This window comes from Variovorax sp. YR752, assembly GCF_943372545.1.
Genome location: NZ_CALRZC010000133.1, coordinates 1 through 23,009, shown reverse-complemented (window position 1 = coordinate 23,009; position 23,009 = coordinate 1). Strand labels below are relative to the sequence as shown.

The 23,009-nt window shown below is 67.8% G+C and carries 22 protein-coding genes; 14 read left to right on the top strand and 8 right to left on the bottom strand.

Translation table 11 applies throughout. The features are described from left to right. From AAG801_RS25905 to AAG801_RS25890, 4 genes are all read right to left on the bottom strand, one after another. Positions 1–244, bottom strand: a 244-nt coding sequence (locus AAG801_RS25905) for a BatA domain-containing protein (protein ID WP_341890959.1), incomplete at its 3' end; no start/stop codon positions are given. Further along, complete coding sequence (locus tag AAG801_RS25900; RefSeq protein WP_341890958.1) at positions 241–1,236, bottom strand: DUF58 domain-containing protein; 996 nt, start codon at positions 1,234–1,236, stop codon at positions 241–243. The genes AAG801_RS25900 and AAG801_RS25905, both read right to left, overlap by 4 nt. Further along, on the bottom strand, positions 1,217–2,242 hold the full coding sequence (locus AAG801_RS25895) for a MoxR family ATPase (protein WP_341890957.1): 1,026 nt from the start codon (positions 2,240–2,242) through the stop codon (positions 1,217–1,219). Before AAG801_RS25895 ends, AAG801_RS25900 begins: the two co-directional genes overlap by 20 nt. Positions 2,243–2,262: 20 nt before the next feature. Continuing rightward, entirely contained in the window at positions 2,263–3,261 is a 999-nt protein-coding gene (locus AAG801_RS25890; protein ID WP_341890956.1) for a trypsin-like peptidase domain-containing protein, read from the bottom strand. 88 nt (positions 3,262–3,349) lie between these two features. Between AAG801_RS25890 and AAG801_RS25885 the strand changes: the two genes are divergently transcribed. The 7 genes from AAG801_RS25885 (at position 3,350) to AAG801_RS25855 (ending at position 10,215) form a co-directional block, all read left to right on the top strand. Further along, a complete protein-coding gene (locus AAG801_RS25885; protein ID WP_341890955.1) occupies positions 3,350–4,210 on the top strand; it encodes a TatD family hydrolase in 861 nt (286 codons plus the stop codon). A gap of 131 nt (positions 4,211–4,341) precedes the next feature. After that, positions 4,342–4,827, top strand: a complete 486-nt coding sequence (locus AAG801_RS25880; protein ID WP_341890954.1) for a hypothetical protein — start codon at positions 4,342–4,344, stop codon at positions 4,825–4,827. A gap of 105 nt (positions 4,828–4,932) precedes the next feature. Further along, entirely contained in the window at positions 4,933–5,475 is a 543-nt protein-coding gene (locus AAG801_RS25875; protein WP_341890953.1) for a DNA-deoxyinosine glycosylase, read from the top strand. After that, positions 5,475–6,257 carry a spermidine synthase gene (locus tag AAG801_RS25870; protein ID WP_341890952.1) on the top strand — a complete coding sequence of 261 codons (783 nt, stop codon included), beginning with the start codon at positions 5,475–5,477 and terminating at the stop codon, positions 6,255–6,257. The genes AAG801_RS25875 and AAG801_RS25870 overlap by 1 nt, the downstream gene beginning before the upstream one ends. A 17-nt stretch (positions 6,258–6,274) precedes the next feature. Next, a complete protein-coding gene (locus tag AAG801_RS25865; RefSeq protein ID WP_153280336.1) occupies positions 6,275–8,062 on the top strand; it encodes a GspE/PulE family protein in 1,788 nt (595 codons plus the stop codon). Between the two features lie 133 nt (positions 8,063–8,195). After that, positions 8,196–8,684 (top strand): tripartite tricarboxylate transporter TctB family protein, encoded by a 489-nt coding sequence (locus AAG801_RS25860; protein ID WP_153280335.1) that lies wholly within the window; start codon positions 8,196–8,198, stop codon positions 8,682–8,684. Positions 8,685–8,703: 19 nt separating this feature from the next. Next, complete coding sequence (locus AAG801_RS25855; protein WP_153280334.1) at positions 8,704–10,215, top strand: tripartite tricarboxylate transporter permease; 1,512 nt, start codon at positions 8,704–8,706, stop codon at positions 10,213–10,215. A gap of 73 nt (positions 10,216–10,288) precedes the next feature. Here AAG801_RS25855 and AAG801_RS25850 read toward each other — a convergent pair whose 3' ends face one another. Together AAG801_RS25850 and AAG801_RS25845 are read right to left on the bottom strand one after the other, a co-directional pair. Then, a complete protein-coding gene (locus AAG801_RS25850; protein WP_341890951.1) occupies positions 10,289–11,626 on the bottom strand; it encodes an amidohydrolase in 1,338 nt (445 codons plus the stop codon). Between the two features lie 30 nt (positions 11,627–11,656). Continuing rightward, complete coding sequence (locus AAG801_RS25845) at positions 11,657–12,934, bottom strand: porin (protein WP_341890960.1); 1,278 nt, start codon at positions 12,932–12,934, stop codon at positions 11,657–11,659. Between the two features lie 353 nt (positions 12,935–13,287). Between AAG801_RS25845 and AAG801_RS25840 the strand changes: the two genes are divergently transcribed. From AAG801_RS25840 to AAG801_RS25825, 4 genes are read left to right on the top strand one after another with little or no spacing between them, the layout of a single operon-like run. Further along, positions 13,288–14,262, top strand: coding sequence for a tripartite tricarboxylate transporter substrate binding protein (locus tag AAG801_RS25840; protein WP_341890950.1), 975 nt, complete (start codon positions 13,288–13,290; stop codon positions 14,260–14,262). Positions 14,263–14,277: 15 nt separating this feature from the next. Further along, entirely contained in the window at positions 14,278–15,891 is a 1,614-nt protein-coding gene (locus AAG801_RS25835) for a gamma-glutamyltransferase family protein (protein WP_341890949.1), read from the top strand. 21 nt (positions 15,892–15,912) lie between these two features. Beyond that, a complete protein-coding gene (locus AAG801_RS25830) occupies positions 15,913–16,866 on the top strand; it encodes a DMT family transporter (RefSeq protein ID WP_341890948.1) in 954 nt (317 codons plus the stop codon). A gap of 43 nt (positions 16,867–16,909) precedes the next feature. Beyond that, positions 16,910–17,701, top strand: coding sequence for an SDR family oxidoreductase (locus AAG801_RS25825; RefSeq protein WP_099795418.1), 792 nt, complete (start codon positions 16,910–16,912; stop codon positions 17,699–17,701). 117 nt (positions 17,702–17,818) lie between these two features. Here AAG801_RS25825 and AAG801_RS25820 read toward each other — a convergent pair whose 3' ends face one another. After that, positions 17,819–18,730: a DMT family transporter gene (locus tag AAG801_RS25820; protein ID WP_341890947.1), complete on the bottom strand. Its 912-nt coding sequence runs from the start codon at positions 18,728–18,730 to the stop codon at positions 17,819–17,821. 119 nt (positions 18,731–18,849) lie between these two features. On the opposite strand from AAG801_RS25820, the gene AAG801_RS25815 reads away from it, so the two are divergent. Further along, positions 18,850–19,836 carry a quinone oxidoreductase gene (locus AAG801_RS25815; protein ID WP_341890946.1) on the top strand — a complete coding sequence of 329 codons (987 nt, stop codon included), beginning with the start codon at positions 18,850–18,852 and terminating at the stop codon, positions 19,834–19,836. Positions 19,837–19,938: 102 nt separating this feature from the next. Then, entirely contained in the window at positions 19,939–20,361 is a 423-nt protein-coding gene (locus AAG801_RS25810) for a response regulator (protein WP_341890945.1), read from the top strand. On the opposite strand, the gene AAG801_RS25805 is transcribed toward AAG801_RS25810, so the two are convergent. Then, a complete protein-coding gene (locus AAG801_RS25805; protein ID WP_341890944.1) occupies positions 20,321–21,247 on the bottom strand; it encodes a LysR family transcriptional regulator in 927 nt (308 codons plus the stop codon). The genes AAG801_RS25810 and AAG801_RS25805 overlap by 41 nt on opposite strands. 70 nt (positions 21,248–21,317) lie before the next feature. On the opposite strand from AAG801_RS25805, the gene AAG801_RS25800 reads away from it, so the two are divergent. After that, the gene (locus AAG801_RS25800; RefSeq protein WP_341890943.1) at positions 21,318–22,325 is read left to right on the top strand and encodes a bile acid:sodium symporter family protein; all 1,008 of its coding nucleotides are present in this window, start codon (positions 21,318–21,320) and stop codon (positions 22,323–22,325) included. Positions 22,326–23,009 lie beyond the last annotated feature (684 nt).

The following is a 23,009-nucleotide window of genomic DNA, read 5'->3' as shown; positions in this document are numbered from 1 at the left end:
GCAGCACCACCACCGCCATCGGCCGCGCCGCCGCCACGAGCATCGCGGCCATCGCCACCAGGAACAGCAGCGGCGGAATGTGGCGCCGCAGGCTCTGGCCCGGGCCCATGGCCTCGCGCACGATCGACAGGCTCGCGTAGCGCACTGCCATCTTCTTCTTGCGGCGGATCAGCCAGACATACAGCAGCACCAGCAGCGGCAACGCCGCCAGCAGCCAGAGGAATTGAGGCCAGAGGAAAGTCATGCCGCCACCATCGCCTTCCCGCCACCCGCCGCAACCCCGCGGACCCGGCGCTTGCGCAGGTCCGCGAATCGCACGATGGCTTCAACCAGGTCGTCGCTGGTCGAGAGTTCGAGGGCGTCGACGCCGGCCCGGGCCAGCGTCTCGCGCAGCGTGGTTTCGCGCTCGGCGGCCAGCCGCGCAAAGCGCTTGCGGAACCCCGCGTCATGGGTGTCGACCCACAGCTGCTCGCCGGTTTCGGCATCGCGCAGCGGCACCAGGCCGAGGTCGGGCAGCTCGAGCTCGAGCGGATCGAACAGGCGCACGGCAATCACTTCATGCCGCTGCACCAGCTGGCCCAGCGGGCGCTCCCAGCCGGGCTCGCTGAGAAAGTCGGACACGACGAACACGGTCGAGCGGCGGGGCATGAGCGAGGCGGCGGAGGTCAGCAGGTCCGACAGGCGCGTCATGCCTTTTTGGGAGGGCGCGGCCTCGGCCTGGTTCGCGCGTTTTTCCATCGCGTGCAGCAGGTGCAGCACATGGCGGCGGCCGGTGCGCGGCGGAATCACGGCTTCGAGGTCGCGGCCGTAGACCAGCGCGCCGACCCGGTTGCCATGCCGCGTGAGCAGCCGCGCGAGCACGCCGACAAAGCCGGCCGAGATCTCGCGCTTGGCCTTCAGGCCCGAGCCGAAATCGACCGAGCGGCTCAGGTCGAGCACGAACCACGCGGACATCTCGCGGTCTTCGGTGAACACGCGCACGTGTGGCGTCTGCAGCCGCGCGGTGACGTTCCAGTCGATGTGGCGCACGTCGTCGTGGTGCTGGTACTCGCGCAGGTCGGCCAGGTCGAGGCCGCTGCCGCGCATCAGCGTGCGGTAGTCGCCCTGCAGCAGGCCGTCGAGGCGGCGGATCACGGTCCATTCGAGCCGGCGCAGTGCGCGCTCGGCCCCGCCGGCTTCGAGTGCGAGCCGGTCGTCGTTCGCGGCCTCGGGGGCCTTACGCCACCAGCTTTTCATGTTCGAGGGGCTTAGGGGGAGCGGGGACGGCCTTCATGATCTTCTCGATCAGCCCGTCGGGCGTGAGCCCTTCGGACAGGCCTTCGTAGGACAGCGTCACGCGGTGGCGCAGCACGTCGGGCACCAGCGCGCTCATGTCTTCGGGCAGCGCGTAGCTGCGGCCGCGCAGCAGCGCCAGGGCGCGCGCGCCTTCGGTGAGGCTGATGCTCGCGCGCGGGCTGGCGCCGAAGGTGATGAAGCGGCGCAGGTCTTTCAGGCCGTGTTTTTCGGGCGTGCGCGTGGCCGACACCAGCTTCACGGCGTACTGGATCAGCGAGGGGTCGACGTACACGCGCCGCGCCTCGGCCTGCAGCTCGGCCAGCTGCTCGGTGGTGGCGACCGGCGTGGCCGAGACGGGCGGGCCGATCACGCGCTGCACGATCACGAACTCTTCCTCGTCGCTCGGGTAGTCAACCATCACCTTCATCATGAAGCGGTCGACCTGCGCCTCGGGCAGCGGGTAGGTGCCCTCGGTTTCGATGGGGTTCTGCGTGGCCATCACGAGGAAGGGGCGCGGCACCTTGTGCGTCTCGCCGGCGATGGTGACCTGGCGCTCCTGCATCACTTCGAGCAGCGCGCTCTGCACCTTGGCCGGCGCGCGGTTGATTTCGTCGGCCAGCAGCAGGTTCGCGAACACCGGGCCCAGCGAGGTGCTGAACTCGCCCGTCTTCTGGTTGTAGATGCGCGTGCCCACGAGGTCGGCCGGCACGAGGTCGGGCGTGAACTGGATGCGCTTGAACTGGCCGCGCACGGTGTCGGCCAGCGTCTTGATGGTGAGCGTCTTGGCCAGCCCCGGCACGCCCTCGACCAGCAGATGGCCGCCGGCGAGCATCGCGACCATCACGCGCTCGAGAAAGCGGTCTTGCCCCACGACCACGCGCTTCACCTCGTAGAGGATCTGCTCCATCAGCTCGGCGGTGGCGGGGGCCGTGGTGAATGTGGCGGAGCTCGGGTTTTCTGTGCTCATGCGAAGGGCTTTCGAAGAAATCAGAAAGGCGGCGAACCGGCCGCGGAGGCGGCGTTCTCGATCGGCACCGCGAAGCCGATGCCGATGAAGGTGCGCTGCTGCGTCGGGTTGAGGATGGCGGTGACGATGCCGAGCACCTCGCCGTCCATGTTGATGAGCGGCCCGCCCGAGTTGCCGGGGTTGGCGGCGGCGTCGAACTGGATCAGGTTACCCAGCTCCTGCTTGCCCTCGGGCGAACGGAAGGAGCGCTTCAGGCCCGACACCACGCCGGCCGACACCGAAGGCCCGATGCCGAACGGAAAGCCCACGGCGGCCACCTGGTCGCCGGAGCGCAGGTCGGCGGTGGAACGCATCACGGCGGGAATCAGGTCGTCGGGAATCTTCTGCGCCTGCAGCACCGCGAGGTCGTTCTCGGGCTGAACGCCGGTGATGACGGCGGTGGCTTCGAGGCCGTCGGCGAAGGTGACCTTGATCTTCTCGGCGCCGGCGACCACGTGCAGGTTGGTGAGGATCACGCCCTTGTCGACGATCACCACGCCCGTGCCCACGCCGCGCTCGACCTCGCCGGGCGCGGCACCGTCGAGCGGCGCCTCGGGCGGCTTGCCCTTGGCCATGTTGCGGCCGCGCTTCTGGGTCTTGGCCTCGGGCGTGGCCTTCTCGGGGCCGTAGCCGACCACGCGCACGATCGAGGGCCGCACGATGTCGGCGGCCTTGGCGGCGGGTGAGGGGAGGGTGTTGGTCTGCAGCGTGCGCAGCACGGCGGCGTCGATGTCTTTTTGCGTGAGCGCCTTGCCGCCTTGGCGCGGTGCCCAGTAGGCGCCGCCGGCGGCGATGGCGATGCAGCTGACGGTGAGCAGCGCGAAGGCGCGGCGTCCGGGCTGCCAGCGCGCACGCGCCGGCGGTGGTGTGACTTGCACGGCATCGGCCACAGCCGCGGCATCCGCCGGCGACCCGGCCGCCGGTTCTGCGGCCGGTGGCAGCGTGCGGGGCGAGCGGCTGTAGAAAGCGGGCCTGCGCATCGGAGCACCTCCGGCAAAAAAGACGCGTGAAGGAGTTCACAGTAGCACGCTTTCCGCGCCTGTGCATCCCTTCGGGCATCATCGCGCGATGGCTGCGTTTGTCGATACCCACTGTCACCTCGATGCGCCCGAATTCGGTGCGGAGATGCCCACGATCCGCGCCCGCGCCGCCGAGCGGGGCGTGGTGCTGTGCGTCATTCCGGCCGTGGCCGCCTTCAACTTCGCCACCGTGCGCGAGCTCGCCCACAGGCAGGGCGACGCCTACGCACTGGGCATCCACCCGCTGTGCACGGGCGAGGCGAGCGACGCCGACCTGCAGACGCTCGACGCCGAACTGCACGCGCGGCGCGACGACTCGCGCCTGGTGGCGGTCGGCGAGATCGGACTCGACTACTTCGTCGAAGGCCTGGATGCGGACAAACAGGAACGCTTCTTTCACACTCAGTTGCAACTCGCGCGCAAGCATGGACTGCCGGTGCTCATCCATGTGCGGCGCTCGGTCGACAAGGTGCTCAAACATTTGCGCCAGACCGCGGGCGGGCGACCCTGGCATGGCATCGCGCATGCGTTCAACGGCAGCGAGCAGCAGGCCAACGCCTGCATCGAACTCGGGCTCAAGCTCGGCTTCGGCGGCGCCGTGACCTTCGAGCGCGCGCTGCAACTGCGCCGCCTCGCGACCACGCTGCCGATGGACGCATTGGTGATGGAAACCGATGCGCCCGACATCCAGCCGCACTGGCTCTACCGCACGCAGGCGCAGCGCGATGCGGGCGAAGCGCAGGGCCGCAACGAGCCCGGCGAGCTGCCGCGCATCGCCGAAGTGGTCGCGCAATTGCGCGGCATCGACATCGACTCGCTGGCCGAAAACACCACGCGCAATGCGGTGGCAGCCCTGCCGAAGCTCCAAAGTCTGCTGAGCGTGTCGGAGGGGCGTCCGCCCGCCGCGTAGGTCAAGTTCCCGAGTTGCGCCAGCGCAGGCTGCGGGGCTGGTTTTGATGTCATCCTTGAAGTTCGAAGTGGCGTTGGTTGCTCAGTGGCACTGTCGTCACTCCGCTAGTTCACTCAAAAAAGGAGTCTTTCATGACCACATCTTTTGTTCGTACCCTGCCTGTCGCGCTCGCACTGGCGCTGGCCTCCATCGGCATGTCGGCCGTCGCGCAGACCACCGCGGCCGAGCCCACGACCACCGAGAAGGTGAAGGAAGCCGGCAAGGACGCCGTCGACGCGACCGCACGCGGCACCGAGAAGGCCTGGGACGCCACCAAGAGCACGACCAAGAAGGCCGTGAACGCCACCGAAAACGGCGCCGAGAAGGCCTGGGATGCCACCAAGAGCGGCACCAAGAAGGCAGCCAACGCCACCGAGCGCGGCACCAAGAAGGCCTGGAACGCAACGAAGAACACCACCAAGAAGGCGACCACCGCCACCAAGAACGTGGCTGCGAAGACCGGCGACGCGGTTGAAAACGCCGGCCACAAGACGGCCGACGGCATGCGCAGCACCGGCAAGGCGATCGGCGAGAAGGTGCCGGGCACGGCCGAGCACGACGCTGCCAAGAAGCCGTAAATTTCACGCACCGGGCTTCGGCCCGTGTTTGAAGAAAGAACCCGCTTCGGCGGGTTTTTTCATGGGCGTTCCTGCACACCGTGTGGCAATGCCAAGATACCGCCCATGAAACCGACCGCCGCCCCGTCCCCGACCGTTGCTGCGTCCGCTGCCGGCACGGTGCTGACCGGCCTTGCGCCCCTCGTCTCGCCGAACACACGTGTGCTCATCCTTGGCAGCTTCCCGGGCATCAAGTCGCTCGCGCAGCAGCAGTACTATGCGCATCCCCAAAATCAGTTCTGGAAGATCTTGCAAGCCCTCTGGCCCGACCCTGCGCTTCCAGGCGCCGACAGCTACCGCGCGCGCTGCGCATGGTTGCTCGATCGCGGCCTCGGCGTGTGGGACGTGTACGGCGCCTGCGAGCGCGAAGGCAGCCTCGACACAGCCATCCGCTCGCCGGTCGTGAACGACATCGCCGGCCTGCGGCTGCCGAAGCTCGCGGCCATCGCCCACAACGGCGGCGAGAGCTTCAAGCACGCACGCCACACGCGCACCCTCGGGGTGCCGGTTTATTCATTGCCATCCACCAGCCCCGCCAACGCGTCATGGTCCTTCGAGCGCAAGCTCGCGGCCTGGCGCGAGGTCTTCGTTGCTCACCACCTTCTCTGATGGCTTCCTCCGCTGCTTCCAAGAAAACCCTCGTCCTCCCCGAAGTCAATTTTTCCGACTGGGGCGACATCCGCTACCTGCACCTGGGCACCGAATGGGTCCAGGGCTCGATGAAGCTCGACGCGCCCTTCGAGATCGAACTCGAGTACGTGCAGCGCATGATGGCCTGGCTGCTGTTCGTCGACAGCAAGGGCGTGGGCAACCGCCACGCGATGCAGCTCGGCCTGGGCGCGGCCACGCTCACCAAGTTCAGCCGCAAGACGCTGCGCATGCGCACCACGGCCGTCGAGCTGAACCCGCAGGTGGTGTCGGCCTGCCGTGGCTGGTTCAAGCTGCCGGCCGACGACCTGAAGCTGCGCGTGGTGATCGCCGATGCGGCCGAGGAAATCCGCAAGCCCGAATGGCAGGGCACGGTCGACGCGCTGCAGGTCGACCTGTACGACCACGAGGCTGCCGCGCCGGTGCTCGACAGCGAAGACTTCTATGCCGACTGCCGCGCGCTGCTCACCGAGGACGGCTGCATGACCGTCAACCTGTTCGGCCGGTCGTCGAGCTACGAGCGCAGCCTCGAGAAAATCGCCGCCGCGTTCGGTGCCGATGCGGTGTGGGCCTTCAAGCCGACGCGCGAAGGCAACACGGTGGTGCTGGCCCAGCGCACGCCGTCGCGACCGAAGCGCGAGGTGCTTGCCGAGCGCGCCCAAACCATCCAGACTCGCTGGGCCCTGCCCGCGCCCAAGTGGCTGCGGGTGTTCAAGCCGATGACGCTTTCCCTTTCCACCTGATCACCTGACCCCGGTTCATGAGCGCTGTACCCGCCGCCGCCTCCGCCGCTGCCCGCCACGAAGGTCCGCTCGACCTGCGTCGCCTGATCGAATGGCTCGCCACCGACGGCGTGATCTCGCCGATGGAGGCCAAGCGCACCATCGCGCGCTGCGCCCAGGCCGAGAGCCGGCAGGCGCCGCTGGTGCGCCTGGCCAATGTCGCCATGACGCGCGAGGCCGACGGCAAGCCGCTCGACCTCGAAGCGCTCACGCAATGGCTCGCCGGTCGCGCCGGCCTGGCTTATCTGCGCATCGATCCGCTCAAGGTCGACGTGGGCAAGGTGGCCGACACCATGAGCGCCGGGTACGCCGAACGCCACAAGGTGCTGCCCGTGCAGGTGCTGCCGAACGAGGTGGTGGTGGCCACGGCCGAGCCCTTTCTCACCGACTGGATCGCCGAGGTCGAGCGCCAGTCGAAGCGCACCGTGCGCCGCGTGGTGGCCAACCCGTCGGACATCCAGCGCTACACGGCCGAATTCTTTGCGCTTGCCAAGTCGGTGCGCGCCGCGCAGAAGGCCGGCGGCAACACCGGCGGTGCGAGCTTCGAGCAGCTGGTCGAACTCGGCAAGAGCACCAAGCAGCTCGACGCCAATGACCAGAGCGTGGTGCAGGTGGTCGACTGGCTGTGGCAGTACGCCTTCGACCAGCGCGCCAGCGACATCCACCTGGAGCCGCGCCGCGAGCAGGGCGTGATCCGTTTTCGCATCGACGGCATCCTGCACCCCGCCTACCAGATGCCGATGGGTGTGATGAACGCGATGGTCGCGCGCATCAAGCTCTTGGGCCGCATGGACGTGGTCGAAAAGCGCCGCCCGCTCGACGGCCGCATCAAGACGCGCAACATGCGCGGCGACGAAGTCGAAATGCGCCTGTCGACCTTGCCGACCGCCTTCGGCGAGAAGATGGTGATGCGGATCTTCGACCCCGACACCGCAGTCAAAGACCTCGATGCGCTGGGCTTCGCGCAGCACGATGCGCAGCGCTGGGAACAGCTCGTCACGCGGCCCAACGGCATCATTTTGGTGACCGGGCCCACGGGCTCGGGCAAAACCACCACGCTGTACTCCACGCTCAAGCGCGTGGCGACCGAAGAGGTCAACGTGAGCACGGTCGAAGACCCGATCGAAATGATCGAGCCCTCGTTCAACCAGACGCAGGTGCAGCCGCAGCTCGACTTCGGTTTCACCGAAGGCCTGCGCGCGCTGATGCGGCAGGACCCGGACATCATCATGGTCGGCGAAATCCGCGACCTCGCCACCGCCGAGATGGCGGTGCAAGCCGCGCTCACCGGCCACCTCGTGTTCAGCACGCTGCACACCAACGACGCGCCGAGCGCCATCACGCGGATGATGGAACTGGGCGTGCCCTCGTACCTCATCACCGCCGTGATGCTGGGCGTGCTCGCGCAGCGCCTCGTGCGCACGCTGTGCCCGCACTGCAAGCAGCCCGACGACGCAGTCACGCGCGAGAGCCTCGAAGCCATCGTCAAGCCGTGGCAGATCACCGGCCCGGTGCGCGCCTACAAGCCGGTGGGCTGCGTCGATTGCCGCATGACCGGCTACATGGGACGCATGGGCCTGTACGAACTGCTGAGCGTAACCGAGCCGTTCAAGGACAAGGTCACCAAGGAGCCCAACCTCACGGGCCTGCGGCGCCAGGCCGTGATCGACGGCATGCGGCCCCTGCGATTGGCCGGCGCGTTGCGCGTGGCCGAGGGCGTGACGACCATCGAAGAAGTGCTCAGCGCCACGCCTCCGCTCGAGTAGAAGCACGGGCCCCCCGCGACGGGGCATGAGTCATTTCGGGTTATCCCTAGTCCCTTGGTTAGTGGAATCCACATCGGCCTGACCGGAGGCTGACTCGACAATTCCGCATCGAAATTGTTCGAGGAGACTGTTCGTGAAAATCAAAAGTCAGAAAGACTTTTTCTCGGGACTGATGTTCACCGTCGTGGGCGTGGCGTTCGCATGGGGCGCCACCACCTACAGCGTGGGCAGCGGCGCCCGCATGGGTCCGGGTTACTTCCCGTTGATGCTCGGCATCCTGATGTCCTTCATCGGCCTGGGCATCATGTTCAGCGGGCTCACCGTTGAAACGACCGACGGCGAAAAGATCGGCAAGTGGGCCTGGAAGCAGGTCGTGTTCATTCTGGGCGCCAACCTCGCCTTCGGCGTGCTGCTGGGCGGCCTGCCGAGCCTCGGCGTGCCGGCCATGGGCATGATCATCGCCATCTACGCGCTCGTGATCATCTCGAGCCTGGCGGGCCATGAGTTCAAGCTGCCCACCGTGCTGATCCTGGCCACCGTGCTGGCCGTCGGCAGCTACGTCGCGTTCATCTGGGCGTTGAAGCTCCAGATCCAGGTCTGGCCGACCTTCATCACCGGTTGAGAAGAAAGCTGCTCACACCATGGAACTGTTTGAACACCTCTCGCTGGGTTTTGGCGTTGCCTTCACCTTCACCAACCTGCTGTACTGCCTGGCCGGTTGTATTCTGGGCACGCTGATCGGCGTGCTGCCGGGCATCGGCCCGGTCGCGACCATCGCGATGCTGCTGCCCGCCACGTACGCGCTGCCGCCCGTGTCGGCGCTGATCATGCTGGCCGGTATTTACTACGGCGCGCAATACGGTGGCTCGACCACCGCGATTCTGGTGAACCTGCCGGGCGAATCGTCGTCGGTGGTGACCGTGATCGACGGCTACCAGATGGCGCGCAAGGGCCGTGCAGGTCCGGCGCTCGCCGCTGCGGGCCTGGGCTCGTTCTTCGCAGGTTGCGTCGGCACGCTCATTCTTGCTGCCTTCGCACCGCCGCTGACCGAACTGGCCTTCAAGTTCGGCCCCGCCGAGTACTTCTCGCTGATGATCCTGGGCCTGATCGGCGCCGTGGTGCTGGCATCGGGTTCGCTGCTCAAGGCGATCGCGATGATCGTGCTGGGCCTGCTGCTGGGCCTGGTCGGTACCGACGTGAACTCGGGTGTCGCGCGCTTCAGCTTCGACGTGCCTGAACTCACCGACGGCATCGGCTTCGTGGCCATCGCCATGGGCGTGTTCGGCTACGGCGAAATCATTGCCAACCTGTCGCGTCCCGACGAAGAGCGCGAAGTCTTCACCGCCAAGGTCTCGGGCCTGTTCCCGACCAAGGAAGACTTCAAGCGCATGCTGCCCGCCGTGCTGCGTGGTACCGCGCTGGGTTCGTCGCTGGGCATCCTGCCCGGTGGCGGCGCGCTGCTGTCGGCCTTTGCGGCCTACACCATCGAGAAGAAGACCAAGCTGCATCCGGGCGAAGTGCCCTTCGGCAAGGGCAACATCCGCGGCGTGGCCGCGCCTGAAGCCGCCAACAACGCCGGCGCGCAGACCTCCTTCATTCCGCTGCTGACGCTGGGCATCCCGCCCAACGCCGTGATGGCGCTGATGGTCGGTGCCATGACGATCCACAACATCCAGCCGGGTCCGCAGGTCATGACCAGCAACCCCGAGCTGTTCTGGGGCCTGATCGCCTCGATGTGGATCGGCAACGCGATGCTGGTGATCCTGAACCTGCCGCTGATCGGCCTGTGGATCAAGCTGCTGTCGGTGCCCTACAAGTTCCTGTTCCCGGCGATCGTGCTGTTCTGCGCGATCGGCGTGTACTCGACCAACAACAACACCTGGGACATCTGGATGGTGGGTGTGTTCGGCTTCGTCGGCTACACCTTCTTCAAGCTCGGCTGCGAACCCGCACCCTTGCTGCTGGGCTTCATCCTGGGCCCCATGATGGAAGAGAACCTGCGTCGTTCGCTGCTGCTGTCGCGGGGCGACTGGAGCGTGTTCGTCACGCGCCCGATCTCGGCCGGCCTGCTGATCGCTGCAGCGCTGCTGCTGGTCATCGTGCTGCTGCCCGCAGTGAAGTCCAAGCGCGAAGAAGCCTTCGTCGAAGACTGATCGACGGCTTTTGCCTGAACGAAAAAAACGGCGCCCTCGGGCGCCGTTTTTCGTTGGGGGAATGCCTGCGGCGCTACTTGCCCAACGCGCTGAGCACCGCCACGGTCATCGCGTGCACGCCCGTCTTGATCGACGGCTCGGGCACCGGCGCGAAGAAGGGCGAGTGGTTGCGGGGCAGCGGTTTGCCGCCGGGCTGGGCGGAGGCCGCGATGTCGCGCGCATCGAGCACGCCGATCGTGAAGTACATCGACGGCACGCCGGCGTTGACGAAGGCCGAGAAGTCTTCGCTGCCCGTCGACGGCACCGTGGACTGCACGACATGGGCCGCGCCCAACGCCTGCTTGAGTGCGGCGGCCGCGCGGGTCACCACGGCTTCGTCGTTGACCAGGGCCTCTCCGCCTTGCACCAGCTTGACCACGGGTTCGGGCGCGCCGCTCGTGGCGGCAGCGGCCATGGCCATGCGGCGCACGCCGGCCAGCAGCTTGTCGCGCACCTGCGGCTTGTACGAGCGGATGGTGCCGCGCAGCGTGACCGTGTCGGGAATGATGTTGCCGACGGTGCCGCCCTGGATGGCGCCGATGGTCACGACGCCGAATTCGGCCGGGTCTTTCTCGCGGCTCACCACGGCCTGCACGTCGGTCACGAAGCGCGCGGCCATCGCGATCGGGTCGATGGTGGTGTGTGGCCGCGAGCCGTGGCCGCCGCTTCCCTTGAAGACGATCTCCAGCGAATCGGAGTTGGAACTGCTGATGCCGACGCCGTAGCCGATGGCGCCGTGCGGCGTGGGCGCCGTGTGCAGCGCGAACGCGGCGTCGGGCTTGGGAAAGCGCGTGAACAGCCCGTCCGCGAGCATCGCCTTGGCGCCCGACACGGTTTCTTCGGCGGGCTGGCCGATGAACATCAGCGTGCCTTTCCATTGCCCCTTGAGTGCGACCAGCGTGCGCGCGGCGCCGAGCCAGCTGGCCATGTGGATGTCGTGGCCGCAGCTGTGGGCCACGAAGCTGTCGCGCCCGCCCCAATCGGTGCGCGCCTGGCTGGCGTAGGGCAGGCCGGTCTTTTCTTCCATCGGCAGGCCGTCCATGTCGGTGCGCACCATCACGACCGGCCCCGGGCCGTTGCGGTAGAGCGCGACGACGCCCGTGCCGCCGACCTTCTCGGTCACCTCGAAGCCGATCGCGCGCATCTCGGCGGCCAGCTTCGCGGCGGTGCGCGTTTCCTTGAAGGCAAGCTCGGGGTGGGCGTGCAGGTCCTTGTAGATCGCGTCGAGCCGCGGGTACATCGCATCGACGAGCGGCGTGATCGCCGAAGCGGGCGACGATGCAGCGGGCTGCGCGTGTGCGCCCGCGCCGAAGGCGAGGAGGGCGGCCACGGCCAGTGAGCGAAGGGCGAAGGTGGGTGAGTGGATCAACATGAGTGAATGCGTAGAGGAGTGAGAACGGGGTCAGAAGATGTGCCGGATGCCGAAGTCGTAGCCCATGGCACTGCGCGGGCGCCAGCCGCTGGCGGCCACGTAGCCCGGATAGGGTGCGTCGCTGCCGCTCGTCACGGAGCCGATGGCCTTGTCGTTCTGGCCGTCGCGGATGCGAACGCGCGCGAAGGTGGCGTACAGCGCCGTGCGACGGGACAGATGGTGCACATAGCCCAGCGCCCACTGGCTGGCACTCGCGCCCTGTGCCGCGTCGCCTGGCAGGCCGGTGCCGCCGGCCCGGTACTTCACGCGGCCGAAGGAGGCGCGGATGAGCCCGGGGCCCACGGGTAGCGTGGCGCCCACGAGGTAGCCGTCGTATCGGTCGGTGCGCTCCGGTGCCCAGGGCTGTGCCTGCGCGCGCCGGTGCCGCAGCTGCGACAGCTCGCCCAGCAGCTTGACGGGGCCGAGGTCGTAGGTGGCGCTGAGACTGACGGTCTTCAGCCGGTCCTCGCCGCCGGCGTCGACGGGCGGCTTGGTCGCAGAGCCCGAGGGCAGGCGGTCCTTGTTGTCTTCACCGAGCGCCAGCGCCACGTTGAGCGCCCCCTTGGCATAGCCGAAGCGCCCGCCCATGTAGCGCCCGCGCGCGTTCGTCGGCGTGAGCTCGGGGCTGTAGCGGATGTTCTCGGGAAAGGCGTACTGCACCTGCCCGTAGAAGCCGCCGAGGTTCGGCGGCAGGAAGTAGCCGATGCTGTTGCTGGCGCGCGCGTAGTTGTCTCCGGCGGCCACGCCGGCCGGTGCGCCCCCGAGCAATGCGGACGAGGCGCTGTTCACGCGCGCAATCACCGACAGGCCGGCGCCCTGCACGGCGAACGGGTCGGCCAGCGAGTCGTTGCGGAAGATCGGCGTGTAGTCGCGGCCCAGCCGCAGCTCGCCGAAGCCGCCCGACAGGCTCACGGTGGAACGCTTGGCGAAAGAGGCCAGGCCTGTCTTGCCGTCGTCGTTGCTGATGTTCGACTCCAGCCAGAAGCTCGCCGCCAGGCCGCCGCCCAGATCTTCCGTGCCGCGAAAGCCCAGGCTGCTGCCGCGGTAGCCGCCGCGCGAGAGCGTGGTCTGGCTCTGCGTCACCCTCGGCACGCCCGCCGCAAGCAGCGCGGCGGCAGGGCGCCGCGGATCGAGCACCGGGCGGTACTCGCTGACGGCCTCGAAATGGCTGACACCCGCGTCCACGACGCCGAACAGCGTCACCGAGGACTGTGCCGACGCCGTGCCTGCCAGGGTCATCAGGGCCAGGCCGAGTGGGTGCCGCTTCATGAAAAGAACGCGCGAGCTGAAGCAGAGGGCACCGGCATCGGCGCCCTCGATGGAAGGGAAGTTCAAGGGGGAGTTCTCCTGTGCGCCACTTCGGTGTCGAGTGGACTGGCGCGACTATCGGGCGGCAGGGCGCGATGGAGGAAATACCGTTTGCTGATGCGGCGCCATCGCTATTTCTGATGGTCGAGTGGGCATGCCTCACGCCGCGTGATGGCCGTGGCACGATTGATGCACTCGATTCATATATCTATCCGATAAATCCATTTCCCTTTTCAATGCCCTGCGAGTCCAATCCTGCGGCCACGTCGGACAAGGCGCGCCCTCGACACACCACCTCGGACACAATGAATTCCATGAAACGAACCACCCGTATCGCGCTCGCCGCGGCCGCGCTGGTGCTGGCCGCGGTGCCTGCCCTGGCCCAGCAGCCCTATCCGAACCGTCCGATCCGGCTGATCGTGCCGTTCCCGGCGGCCGGCGCCACCGACCTCTTCGCCCGAACGCTGGGCCAGAAGATGAGCGAGAAGCTCGGCGCCCAGCTGATCATCGACAACAAGCCCGGCGCGGGCGGCGCGATCGGCTCCGACCTCGCGGCCAAGGCGCCGCCCGACGGCTACACACTGCTGCTCGCGACCACGAGCACGCACGCCATCGGTCCGGCCATCACGGCCCGGCTGCCCTACGACACGGTGCGCGACTTCGCGCCCATCGCCCACGTCGGCGATGCGCCGAGCATCATGCTGGTGCCGGTCAACGCGCCCGCCAAGACGGTGCGCGAGTGGATCGACCACGCCAGGAAGAACCCCGGCAAGCTCAACTACGCATCGAGCGGCAACGGCACCATCGTGCAGCTCACGGCGGAGCTGTTCAAGGCGCAGGCCGGCGTGTTCGTCACGCACATTCCCTACCGCGGCACGGCGCTCGCGGTGCCCGACCTCATCAGCGGCAAGGTCGACGTGCTGTTCGACTCGCTGCCCACCGGCATGCCGCACGTGCGCGACGGCCGCCTGCGCGCACTGGGCGTCACATCGCTCAAGCGCAGCCCGCTCGCACCCGAACTGCCGCCCATCGCCGACACGCTGCCCGGCTTCGAGTCGAACACCTGGTTCGGCTTCTACGGCCCGAAGGGGCTGCCGGCCGACATCGTGGCGCGCGTGAACAAGGCCGCCAACGAAGCGCTGGCCGACCCTGAGCTGAAGGACAAGCTCGCGCGCCTGGGCATCGAGCCGGCGAACGCGGGCACGCCCGAGCAGTTCGCAAAGATGGTGGCCGTTGACGCCGCCAAATGGAAAAAGATCGTCGTCGATCGCAAGATCACCAACGACTAACGAGAGCACGCCGACATGAACTTCGACTTCAACAACCCCTACCTCTCGACCCGCCTGCCGGTGTTCGCACGCAACGTGGTCGCCACGTCGCACCCGCTGGCGGCGCAGGCCGGCTTGCGCATGCTTCAGCAGGGCGGCAACGCGGTCGATGCGGCCATTGCCACGGCTGCCGTGATGACGCTGGTCGAGCCCGTGAGCAACGGCCTGGGCAGCGACGCCTTCTGCATCCTGTGGGACGGCAAGGAACTGCACGGCCTCAACGCCTCGGGCCCCGCGCCGAAGGCCTGGACGCCGGAGTACTTCAAGGCCAAGTACGGCGCCGACGCCGCCACGCCGCCGATGCGCGGCATCGACTCGGTCACCGTGCCGGGCGCGGTGCGCGGCTGGGTCGCGATGAGCGACCGTTTCGGCAAGCTGCCCTTTGCCGACCTGATGGCGCCCGCCATCGACATCGCCGAGCGCGGCTACCTCGTGCCGCCGGTGGTGCAGGGCAAGTGGGCCGCGGCCACGCCGCTGCTGCAATCGCAGCCGGGCTTCGCCCAGGCCTTCCTGCCCTGGGGCCGCGCGCCCGAGATCGGCGAGCTGTTCCGCTTCACCGCGGCGGCACGCGCGCTCAAGGCCATCGCCCGCACCAAGGGCGAGGCCTACTACAACGGCGAGATCGCCGAAGCGATCGCCAAGTTCTCGCAGGAGCAAGGTGGTGCGCTCACCGTGGCCGACATGGCGGCCTACCAGCCCGAATGGGTGGCGCCCATCTCGCGCGACTACCGCGGCCACACGCTGCACGAGATCCCGCCGAACGGCCAGGGCATCGCGGCGCTGATCGCGCTGGGCATCCTCGAGAAGTTCGACATCGCCTCGCTGCCGGTCGACTCGGTGCAGTCGCAGCACTTGCAGATCGAGGCCATGAAGCTGGCCTTCGCCGACGTGTACCGCTACGTGTCGGAGCCATCGTCGATGACGGTGACCCCCGCGCAAATGCTCGATGACGCGTACCTGGCTTCGCGTGCGAGACTCATCGACGTGAACAAGGCGCAGGACTTCAAGGCCGGCAACCCGGTCAAGGGCGGCACCATCTACCTCACCGCGGCGGACGAGAGCGGCATGATGGTGAGCTTCATCCAGAGCAACTACATGGGCTTCGGCTCGGGCTGCGTCGAGCCCGAGTTCGGCATCAGCCTGCAGAACCGCGGCCACGGCTTCAGCCTCAAGGCCGAGAGCCCGAACGTGGTGGCGCCGGGCAAGCGCCCGTTCCACACGATCATTCCGGCCTTCCTCACGAAGGACGGCCAGCCGGTCATGAGCTTCGGCGTGATGGGCGGCAACATGCAGCCCCAAGGCCACATGCAGACGCTGGTGCGCATGCTCGACTACGGCCAGAACCCGCAGGCCGCGTGCGACGCACCGCGCTGGCGCTTCAACGCGGGGCTCGAGATCAACGTCGAGGCCGCGATGAAGGCCGAGACGCTGCAGGGCCTGCGCGACCTGGGCCATCACCTGGACGTGATCAACGACTCCTACCAGGACTTCGGCGCCGGTCAGTTCATCTGGCGCGCGGGCGAGCCGTCGGTCGAAGGCTACGTGGCCGCGAGCGATCCGCGCCGCGACGGCCTCGCTGCAGGCTACTGAGGATCAAGGGATGATCGGGGGATGAACAAAGCAGCCGCATCGGCCGGCATTCCCCCGCACGGACACGAGGCCGCCCGCAAGGGCTACGCCACCGGCCTCGTCCTTGCCACGCTGGGCGCCATCGCGTTCAGCGGCAAGGCCATCATCGTCAAGCTGGCGTACCGCTACGGCGTCGACGCCATCACGCTCATCATGCTGCGCATGCTCTTTGCGCTGCCGCTGTTCGCGCTCATGGCGTGGTGGGCCGGCCGCGGCAAGTCCGCACTCACGACGCGCGACTGGCTCGGCATTTTGGGGCTCGGCTTCTCGGGCTACTACCTTGCGAGCTTTCTCGACTTTGCCGGGCTGGCCTACATCTCGGCCAGCTTCGAGCGGCTGATCCTGTATCTCAACCCCACGCTGGTGCTGTTCTTCGGCTGGCTGCTGTACCGGCGCCGCCCGACGCGCCCGCAGGTGTTCGGCATGGTCGTGAGCTACGCCGGCGTGCTGCTGGTGTTCGGCCATGAGCTCTGGACCGGCGGCGACGGCAAGGGCGGCGGCGCGGCTGCATGGGGCGCGTTCCTCGTGTTCCTGAGCGCGGTGAGCTATGCGGGCTACCTTGTCTACAGCGGCGAGTTCGTCAAGCGGCTGGGCTCGCTGCGGCTCGTGGGCCTGGCCACCACCGTGGCCTGCCTGCTGTGCATCCTGCAGTTCGTGCTCACGCGGCCCATGAGCGCGGCGATGGCGGTCGCGCCCGAGGTCATCTGGCTGTCGGTGCTCAACGCCACGCTGTGCACCGCTGTGCCTGTCCTCATGGTGATGATGGCCATCGAACGCATCGGCCCCGCCATTGCGGCGCAAACCGGCATGATCGGGCCCCTGTCCACCATCCTCATGGGGGTGGTCATATTAGGTGAGCCGTTCACCGCGTGGATTGCGGCCGGCACGGTGCTCGTCATCGCGGGCATCTTCGTTTTCACACGCAAGGGGCGTTAGCCGTCCCTGCACGATCAATCGATCGATCGACTGGAGCAAACACATGGATCTGGGCATTGCAGGCAAGACCGCGCTGGTGTGCGGCGCGAGCAAGGGGTTGGGCTACGGCTGCGCCGAGGCGCTGGTGCGCGAAGGCGTGAATGTGGTGATCGTGGCGCGCGGGGCCGAGGCGCTCGACGCCGCGGCCAAGCAGTTGGTGGCAGCGGCCGGCCCGTCGGGTCCGTTCGTCAAGCACGTGGCGGCCGACATCACCACCGAAGCCGGCCGCGCGGCCGTGTTCGCGCTGGGCCACGACTTCGACATCGTCGTCACCAACGCCGGCGGCCCGCCGCCCGGCGACTTCCGCAACTGGGACCGCGAGGCGTGGATCAAGGCGGTCGACGCCAACATGCTCACGCCCATCGAGCTCATCAAGGCCACGGTCGATGGCATGGCGAAACGCGGCTTCGGTCGCATCGTCAACATCACGTCGAGCTCGGTGAAGTCGCCGATCGACATCCTGGGCTTGTCGAACGGCGCGCGCAGCGGCCTCACGGGCTTCGTGGCCGGCGTGGCGCGCACTTCCGTGGCGGCGCAGGGCGTGACCATCAACAACCTGCTGCCGGGCTCCTTCGAGACCGACCGCCTCAAGGGCACGATGGCCGGCGCGGCGCAGAAGTCGGGCCAGGATTTCGACACCGTGTGGGAAGCGCGCAAGAAGAACATTCCGGCCAAGCGCTTCGGCAACCCGGCGGAGTTCGGCGCGATCTGCGCGTTCCTGTGCAGCATGCAGGCCGGCTACATGACCGGCCAGAACGTATTGGCCGACGGCGGCGCCTACCCGGGCACGTACTAAGCTCGCCCCCAGGCTTCGCGCACTTCGTGTCGCTTCGCCAACCCCCTGCCCGGGGGCAACACCTGAGGCCCAGCAAAGCCGGCTCCTCGGTGTTCGCTTGAAGGAACCGCCTCGTTCTCAGCGCCGCGAGGACACCACGATCCCGCCGACGATCAGCACGAACGCGGCGCCGTGGTACCAGTGCGGCGCCTCGCCGAGGAAGGCCGCCGACAGCACGGCCGCGAACAGCGGCGTGAGGTTCATGAAGATGCTCGCCGCCTGCGGTCCCGCGCGCTGCACGCCGGTGCCCCAGCAGCGGTAGGCCAGCACGGCGGGGCCGATGCCGATGAACAGCATCGCCGCAATGAGCGGCCAGCCCAGGTCGATGTGGGCGTCGGTCAGCGTCCATTCGCCGGCGGCCAGTGCGCCCGACCATGCGAGGCCGAACACCAGCTGCGCCATCAGGAAGGCGGCCCAGTCTGCGCGCACATTGGCAGGCTCGTTCGTGCGTGCGAGCAGCCAGCTGTAGAAGGCCCAGACGATGGTGCCCACGATCATGTACAGGTCGCCCGGCACCAACCGCAGTGCGAGCAGCTGTTGCCACTCTCCGCGGCTCAGGACCAGCAGCACGCCGAGCATCGACAGCAGCGCGCCGCCCACCGCGCGCCGGCTGGCGCGCGCGCCGAAGCACAGCGTGCCCACGGCCAGCATCCACAGCGGAAGGCTCGAGCCCACCAGCGTGACGTTGATCGGCGTGGAAGTCTGCAGCGCCAGGTACTGGAACGCGTTGTACAGGCCGATGCCCAGCAGGCCCAGCAGCGCGTAGCGCTTCCAGTGCGCCCACAGCGGGCTGCTCCGTCGCAGCACCCAGGCCGCCAGCGGCAGCAGCAGCACGAACGCGATCACCCAGCGCACGAAGTTCAGCGTCAGCGGCGACACCAGCGCGCGCACCAGACGGCCGACCACCGCATTCCCGGCCCACAGCAGCGGCGGCACGGTGAGCAGAAGGGCGGTGAGGGGCGTGAGGCGGTGGTGCGATGCGGAAGACATGGCCGCCGACTCTACCGGGCCGCGCGATCTCCGCGCAGTGCCCGTGGCCCGTCGAGAAAAGGCCAAACGTGGCACGATGCCCGTCCCATTCTTTTTTCCCCTGCGTGGAGACAGCAACGATGTTGAGCAAAGCCGTCCGTATCGACCGCCATGGCGGTCCCGAGGAACTGAAGGTCGTCGAGGTCGAGGTGGGCGAGCCCGGCCCCGGCGAGATCCGCATCCGCCACAAGGCCGTGGGCCTGAACTTCATCGACACCTACCAGCGCACCGGCCTGTACCCGTTCCAGATGCCGCTGCAACTCGGCATGGAAGCATCCGGCGTCGTCGAGGCGGTGGGCGAGGGCGTGACGCACCTGAAGGCCGGCGACCGCGCCGCCTACGCAAGCCAACCGCCCGGCGCGTATTGCGAGCTGCGCGTGATGCCCGCCAAGTGCGTGTGCAAGCTGCCCGACGACATCTCCTTCGAGACCGGTGCGGCCATGATGCTCAAGGGCCTCACCGCGCAGTACCTGCTGAAGAAGACGCTGCCCGCCGAAGGCCTGCAGGCGGGCGACTTCGTGCTGTTCCATGCGGCGGCCGGCGGTGTCGGCCTCATTGCCTGCCAGTGGGCCAAGGCGCTCGGCCTGCAGCTCATCGGCACGGCCGGCAGCGATGCCAAGTGCAAGCTCGCGCTGGCGCACGGCGCGGCGCATGCCATCAACTACAGCACCGAGAACTTCGCGGCGCGCGTGAAGGAGATCACCGGCGGCAAGGGCGTGAAGGTGGTGTACGACTCGGTGGGCAAGGACACCTTCGAAGGCTCCGTCGACAGCCTGCGCCCCTTCGGCCTGCTGGCGATCTTCGGCAACGGCTCGGGCCCGGTGCCGCCGATCAACCTCGGCCTGCTGGCCTCGAAGGGCTCGCTCTACGTGACGCGCCCGACGCTGTTCACGCACATCGCCACGCGCGAGAGCACGCAGGCCATGGCCGACGACCTGTTCGCCGTGGTGCAAAGCGGCGCAGTGAAGATCCCGATCGACCAACGCTACGCCCTGGCCGACGTGCAGCAGGCGCACCGCGACCTCGAGGCGCGCAAGACCACGGGCTGCACCATCCTCACGCTCTGAGGCGAAGCGGCGGGTGATGTCCTACGCGCGGTGGGGTGTCACACCTTCGACTTGTGGCGGGCGCAATTTGTAGCCTGCACTTGTCCCTTCGCACATCCCGCCATGACCACCGTCCGCGCCTTCATCGTCGAAGACAACCCCGCCCAGCGCGCCAGCCTGGTGGGCACGCTGCGCGAGATGGCGCGCATCGATCCGGTCGGCCAGGCCGAGTCGGAGGCCGAGGGCACGCGCTGGCTCACGCGCAACCCGGCGCTGTGGGACCTGGCCATCGTCGACCTGTTCCTGGGCGACGGCACCGGCTTCAGCGTGCTCGAGGCCTGCCGCAACCGCGACCCGATGCAGAAGATGGTGGTGCTGAGCAACCACGCCACGCCCGAGACGCGCCGCAAGTGCGCGCAGCTCGGCGCCGACGCGGTGTTCGACAAGGCCACCGAGGTCGAGGACCTGATCGACTATTGCGTGCGCCAGCGGCAGGAGCGTTTCTTCAGCGCGCCTTCGTCGCCGACGCGGCCGGCGCCTCACTGAGCGCGGCCGTCTCGCGCACCATGCGCCAGACCCGCTGCGCGAGCGGCGACAGCTCGCGGTTGCGGCGCCGGATCAGCATGATCGCGCGCTGCACATTCGGCACCAGCGGGCGCACCACCAGACTCGCCAGCCCCTCGGGCGGCAGCGACAGCCCCGGCATCACGCTGATGCCGATGCCGGCCTCGACCATGCGGAACACCGTGGTCGCATGGCCCAGCTGCTGCTTCACGTCGCAGCGCGCGCCGTGCCGCTCCAGCGCCAGGTCGATGAGGCGCCGGCTGCCCGAGGCGTGATCGAGCAGCACCAGCGGCTGGCCGTCGAGCGCGGACCAGTTCACCGAGGCCTTTTTTTCCGTCAGCCGATGGCCGGGCAGCGTGACCACCATGAAGGGGTCGGCGAGGATCGATTCGCAGTGCAGGTCGTCGGCTTCCGAGGGCTCGATCACCACGCCGAAATCGACCTCGCCGCTGCGCACGCTGTCCAGCACGTCCTGCTGGATGCGGTCGAGCAGCAGGAACTGGATGCCCGGCGCCTGCACCGCGCAGGCCGCGATGCAGTCGGGCATGAGGTTGGCCGACAGCGTGGGGCTGCTCGCCACGCGCACCTTGCCGCCGCGCGCGCTGGCCAGGCCGGCCACGTCCTGCAGCGTCTGGTCGAGTTCGTCGAGCACCCGGTCGAGCCGGGCCGCGAACGAGTGGCCGGCTTCGGTCAGCACCACCTCGCGCGTGGTGCGGTCGAGCAGCTTGAGGCCCAGCTGGGCCTCGAGTTCCGAGATCGACCGGCTCACCGCCGGCTGGCTCAGGCCCACCTGGTCGCCAGCGCGGCTGAAGTTGCGGCCCTCGGCCACCGAGCGGAAGACGCGGAGTTGGCGCAGCGTGACGTTCATGCGCTCAAATCATATATCCATCCGATAAATCCATTTCTCTTTTGAATGGGCGAGCGGTCCAATGCAGGCCATGGCACGTTCACGCTTTCTTCCTGACAACTTCACGCTCACGCTCGTCGCGGTCGTCACCCTGGCCAGCCTGCTGCCCGCAAGCGGCCGCGTGGCGCATTTCTTCGAAGGCCTGACCACGGTCGCGATCGGGCTGCTGTTCTTCCTGCACGGCGCCAAGCTGTCGCGCGAGGCGATTCTTGCGGGCATCACGCATTGGCGGCTGCACCTGCTGGTGTTCGCCTGCACGTTCATCCTGTTCCCGCTGCTGGGGCTCGCGCTGCGGCCCGTGCTGGGGCCGCTGGTGACGCCGCAGCTGTACACCGGCGTGCTGTTCCTGTGCGTGCTGCCCGCCACGGTGCAGTCGGCGATTGCCTTTACGGCGATGGCGCGGGGGAACATGCCGGCGGCGATCTGCAGTGCTTCGGCTTCGACGTTGCTGGGGGTGTTCATTACGCCGGTGCTGGTGAGCCTTGTTGTTTTGCCTGAGGGCGGGGCAGTGGCGTCGTCTTCTTCACTCGATGCGATCGGGCGGATTCTGTTGCAGCTGCTGGTGCCGTTCGTGATCGGGCACCTGTCGCGTCCTTTGATTGGCAAGTGGATTCAGAAGCGGGCTGCGGTGCTGAAGTTTGTGGACCAGGGGTCGATTCTTTTGGTGGTCTATACGGCGTTCAGTGCGGCTGTGATCGAAGGGCTTTGGAAGCAGATTCCGGTGAGCGCTTTGTTGGGGCTGCTGTTGGTTTGTGGGGTGTTGCTGGCGCTGGCGTTGGGGGTGACTACGTTCATGGCGCGGCGCTTCGGCTTCAGCGTTGAGGACGAAATCACCATCGTCTTTTGCGGCTCTAAGAAGAGTCTGGCGAGTGGGATTCCTATGGCGAAGGTGCTGTTTGCTTCGCACGCCGTCGGCGCGATCGTGTTGCCGCTGATGCTGTTCCACCAGATGCAGCTGATGGTGTGCGCGGTGCTGGCGCAGCGCTACGCGCGTCGGGCTGCTGCAACGGCTGCGGCTGGCTTGCAATCGGCTAAGTAGGTTTGCTTTCCGAGGCCGGGTCTCGCCCCGGCGGGCGACTCACTTTCTTTTGCTTCGCCAAAAGAAAGTAAGCAAAGAAAAGGCGACCCCACTGTCTGCGACCCTTCGCTTCGCTGCGGGCAACCTGCGGTGCTCACGTTTCGCGGGGTCTCGCAGAACTCGCCTGCGGCTCAAACAGCTGCGAGCCCTGATCCGCGAAACGCTGCGCTCCTCGGCGCAGCCAGAGGGGATTTGGACACCGGGCGTGCCGTCGCTTCGCTCGGCCCGGGAAGTTCCAACAGCCGGATGCCACGGCTCTGCTCGTGCTCGTGCTCGTGCTCGTGCATGTGCAGGTGACAGCGATAACGCCCATGTCGAGGCCATCCATCGCCCCTACCAACCCCCGCCGCAGCAGGCGCGAAGCGCCTGCTGCGGCCCACTGGCCGAGCGCAGCGATGGCCCGTGAGGTACCCAAACCCCTTCTGTATGCGCCGAGGAGCGCAGCGTTTCGCGGATCAGGGCTCGCAGCTGTTTGAGCGCAACGCAGTGGAGCGAGTTCTGCGAGACCCCGCGAAACGTGAGCACCGCAGGTTGCCCGCAGCGAAGCGGAGGGACGCAGACAGCAGGGTCGCCTTTCTTTTGCCTACGTTTCTTTGGCGAAGCAAAGAAAAGTAGGTCGCCCGCCGGGGCGAGACCCGGCCTCGG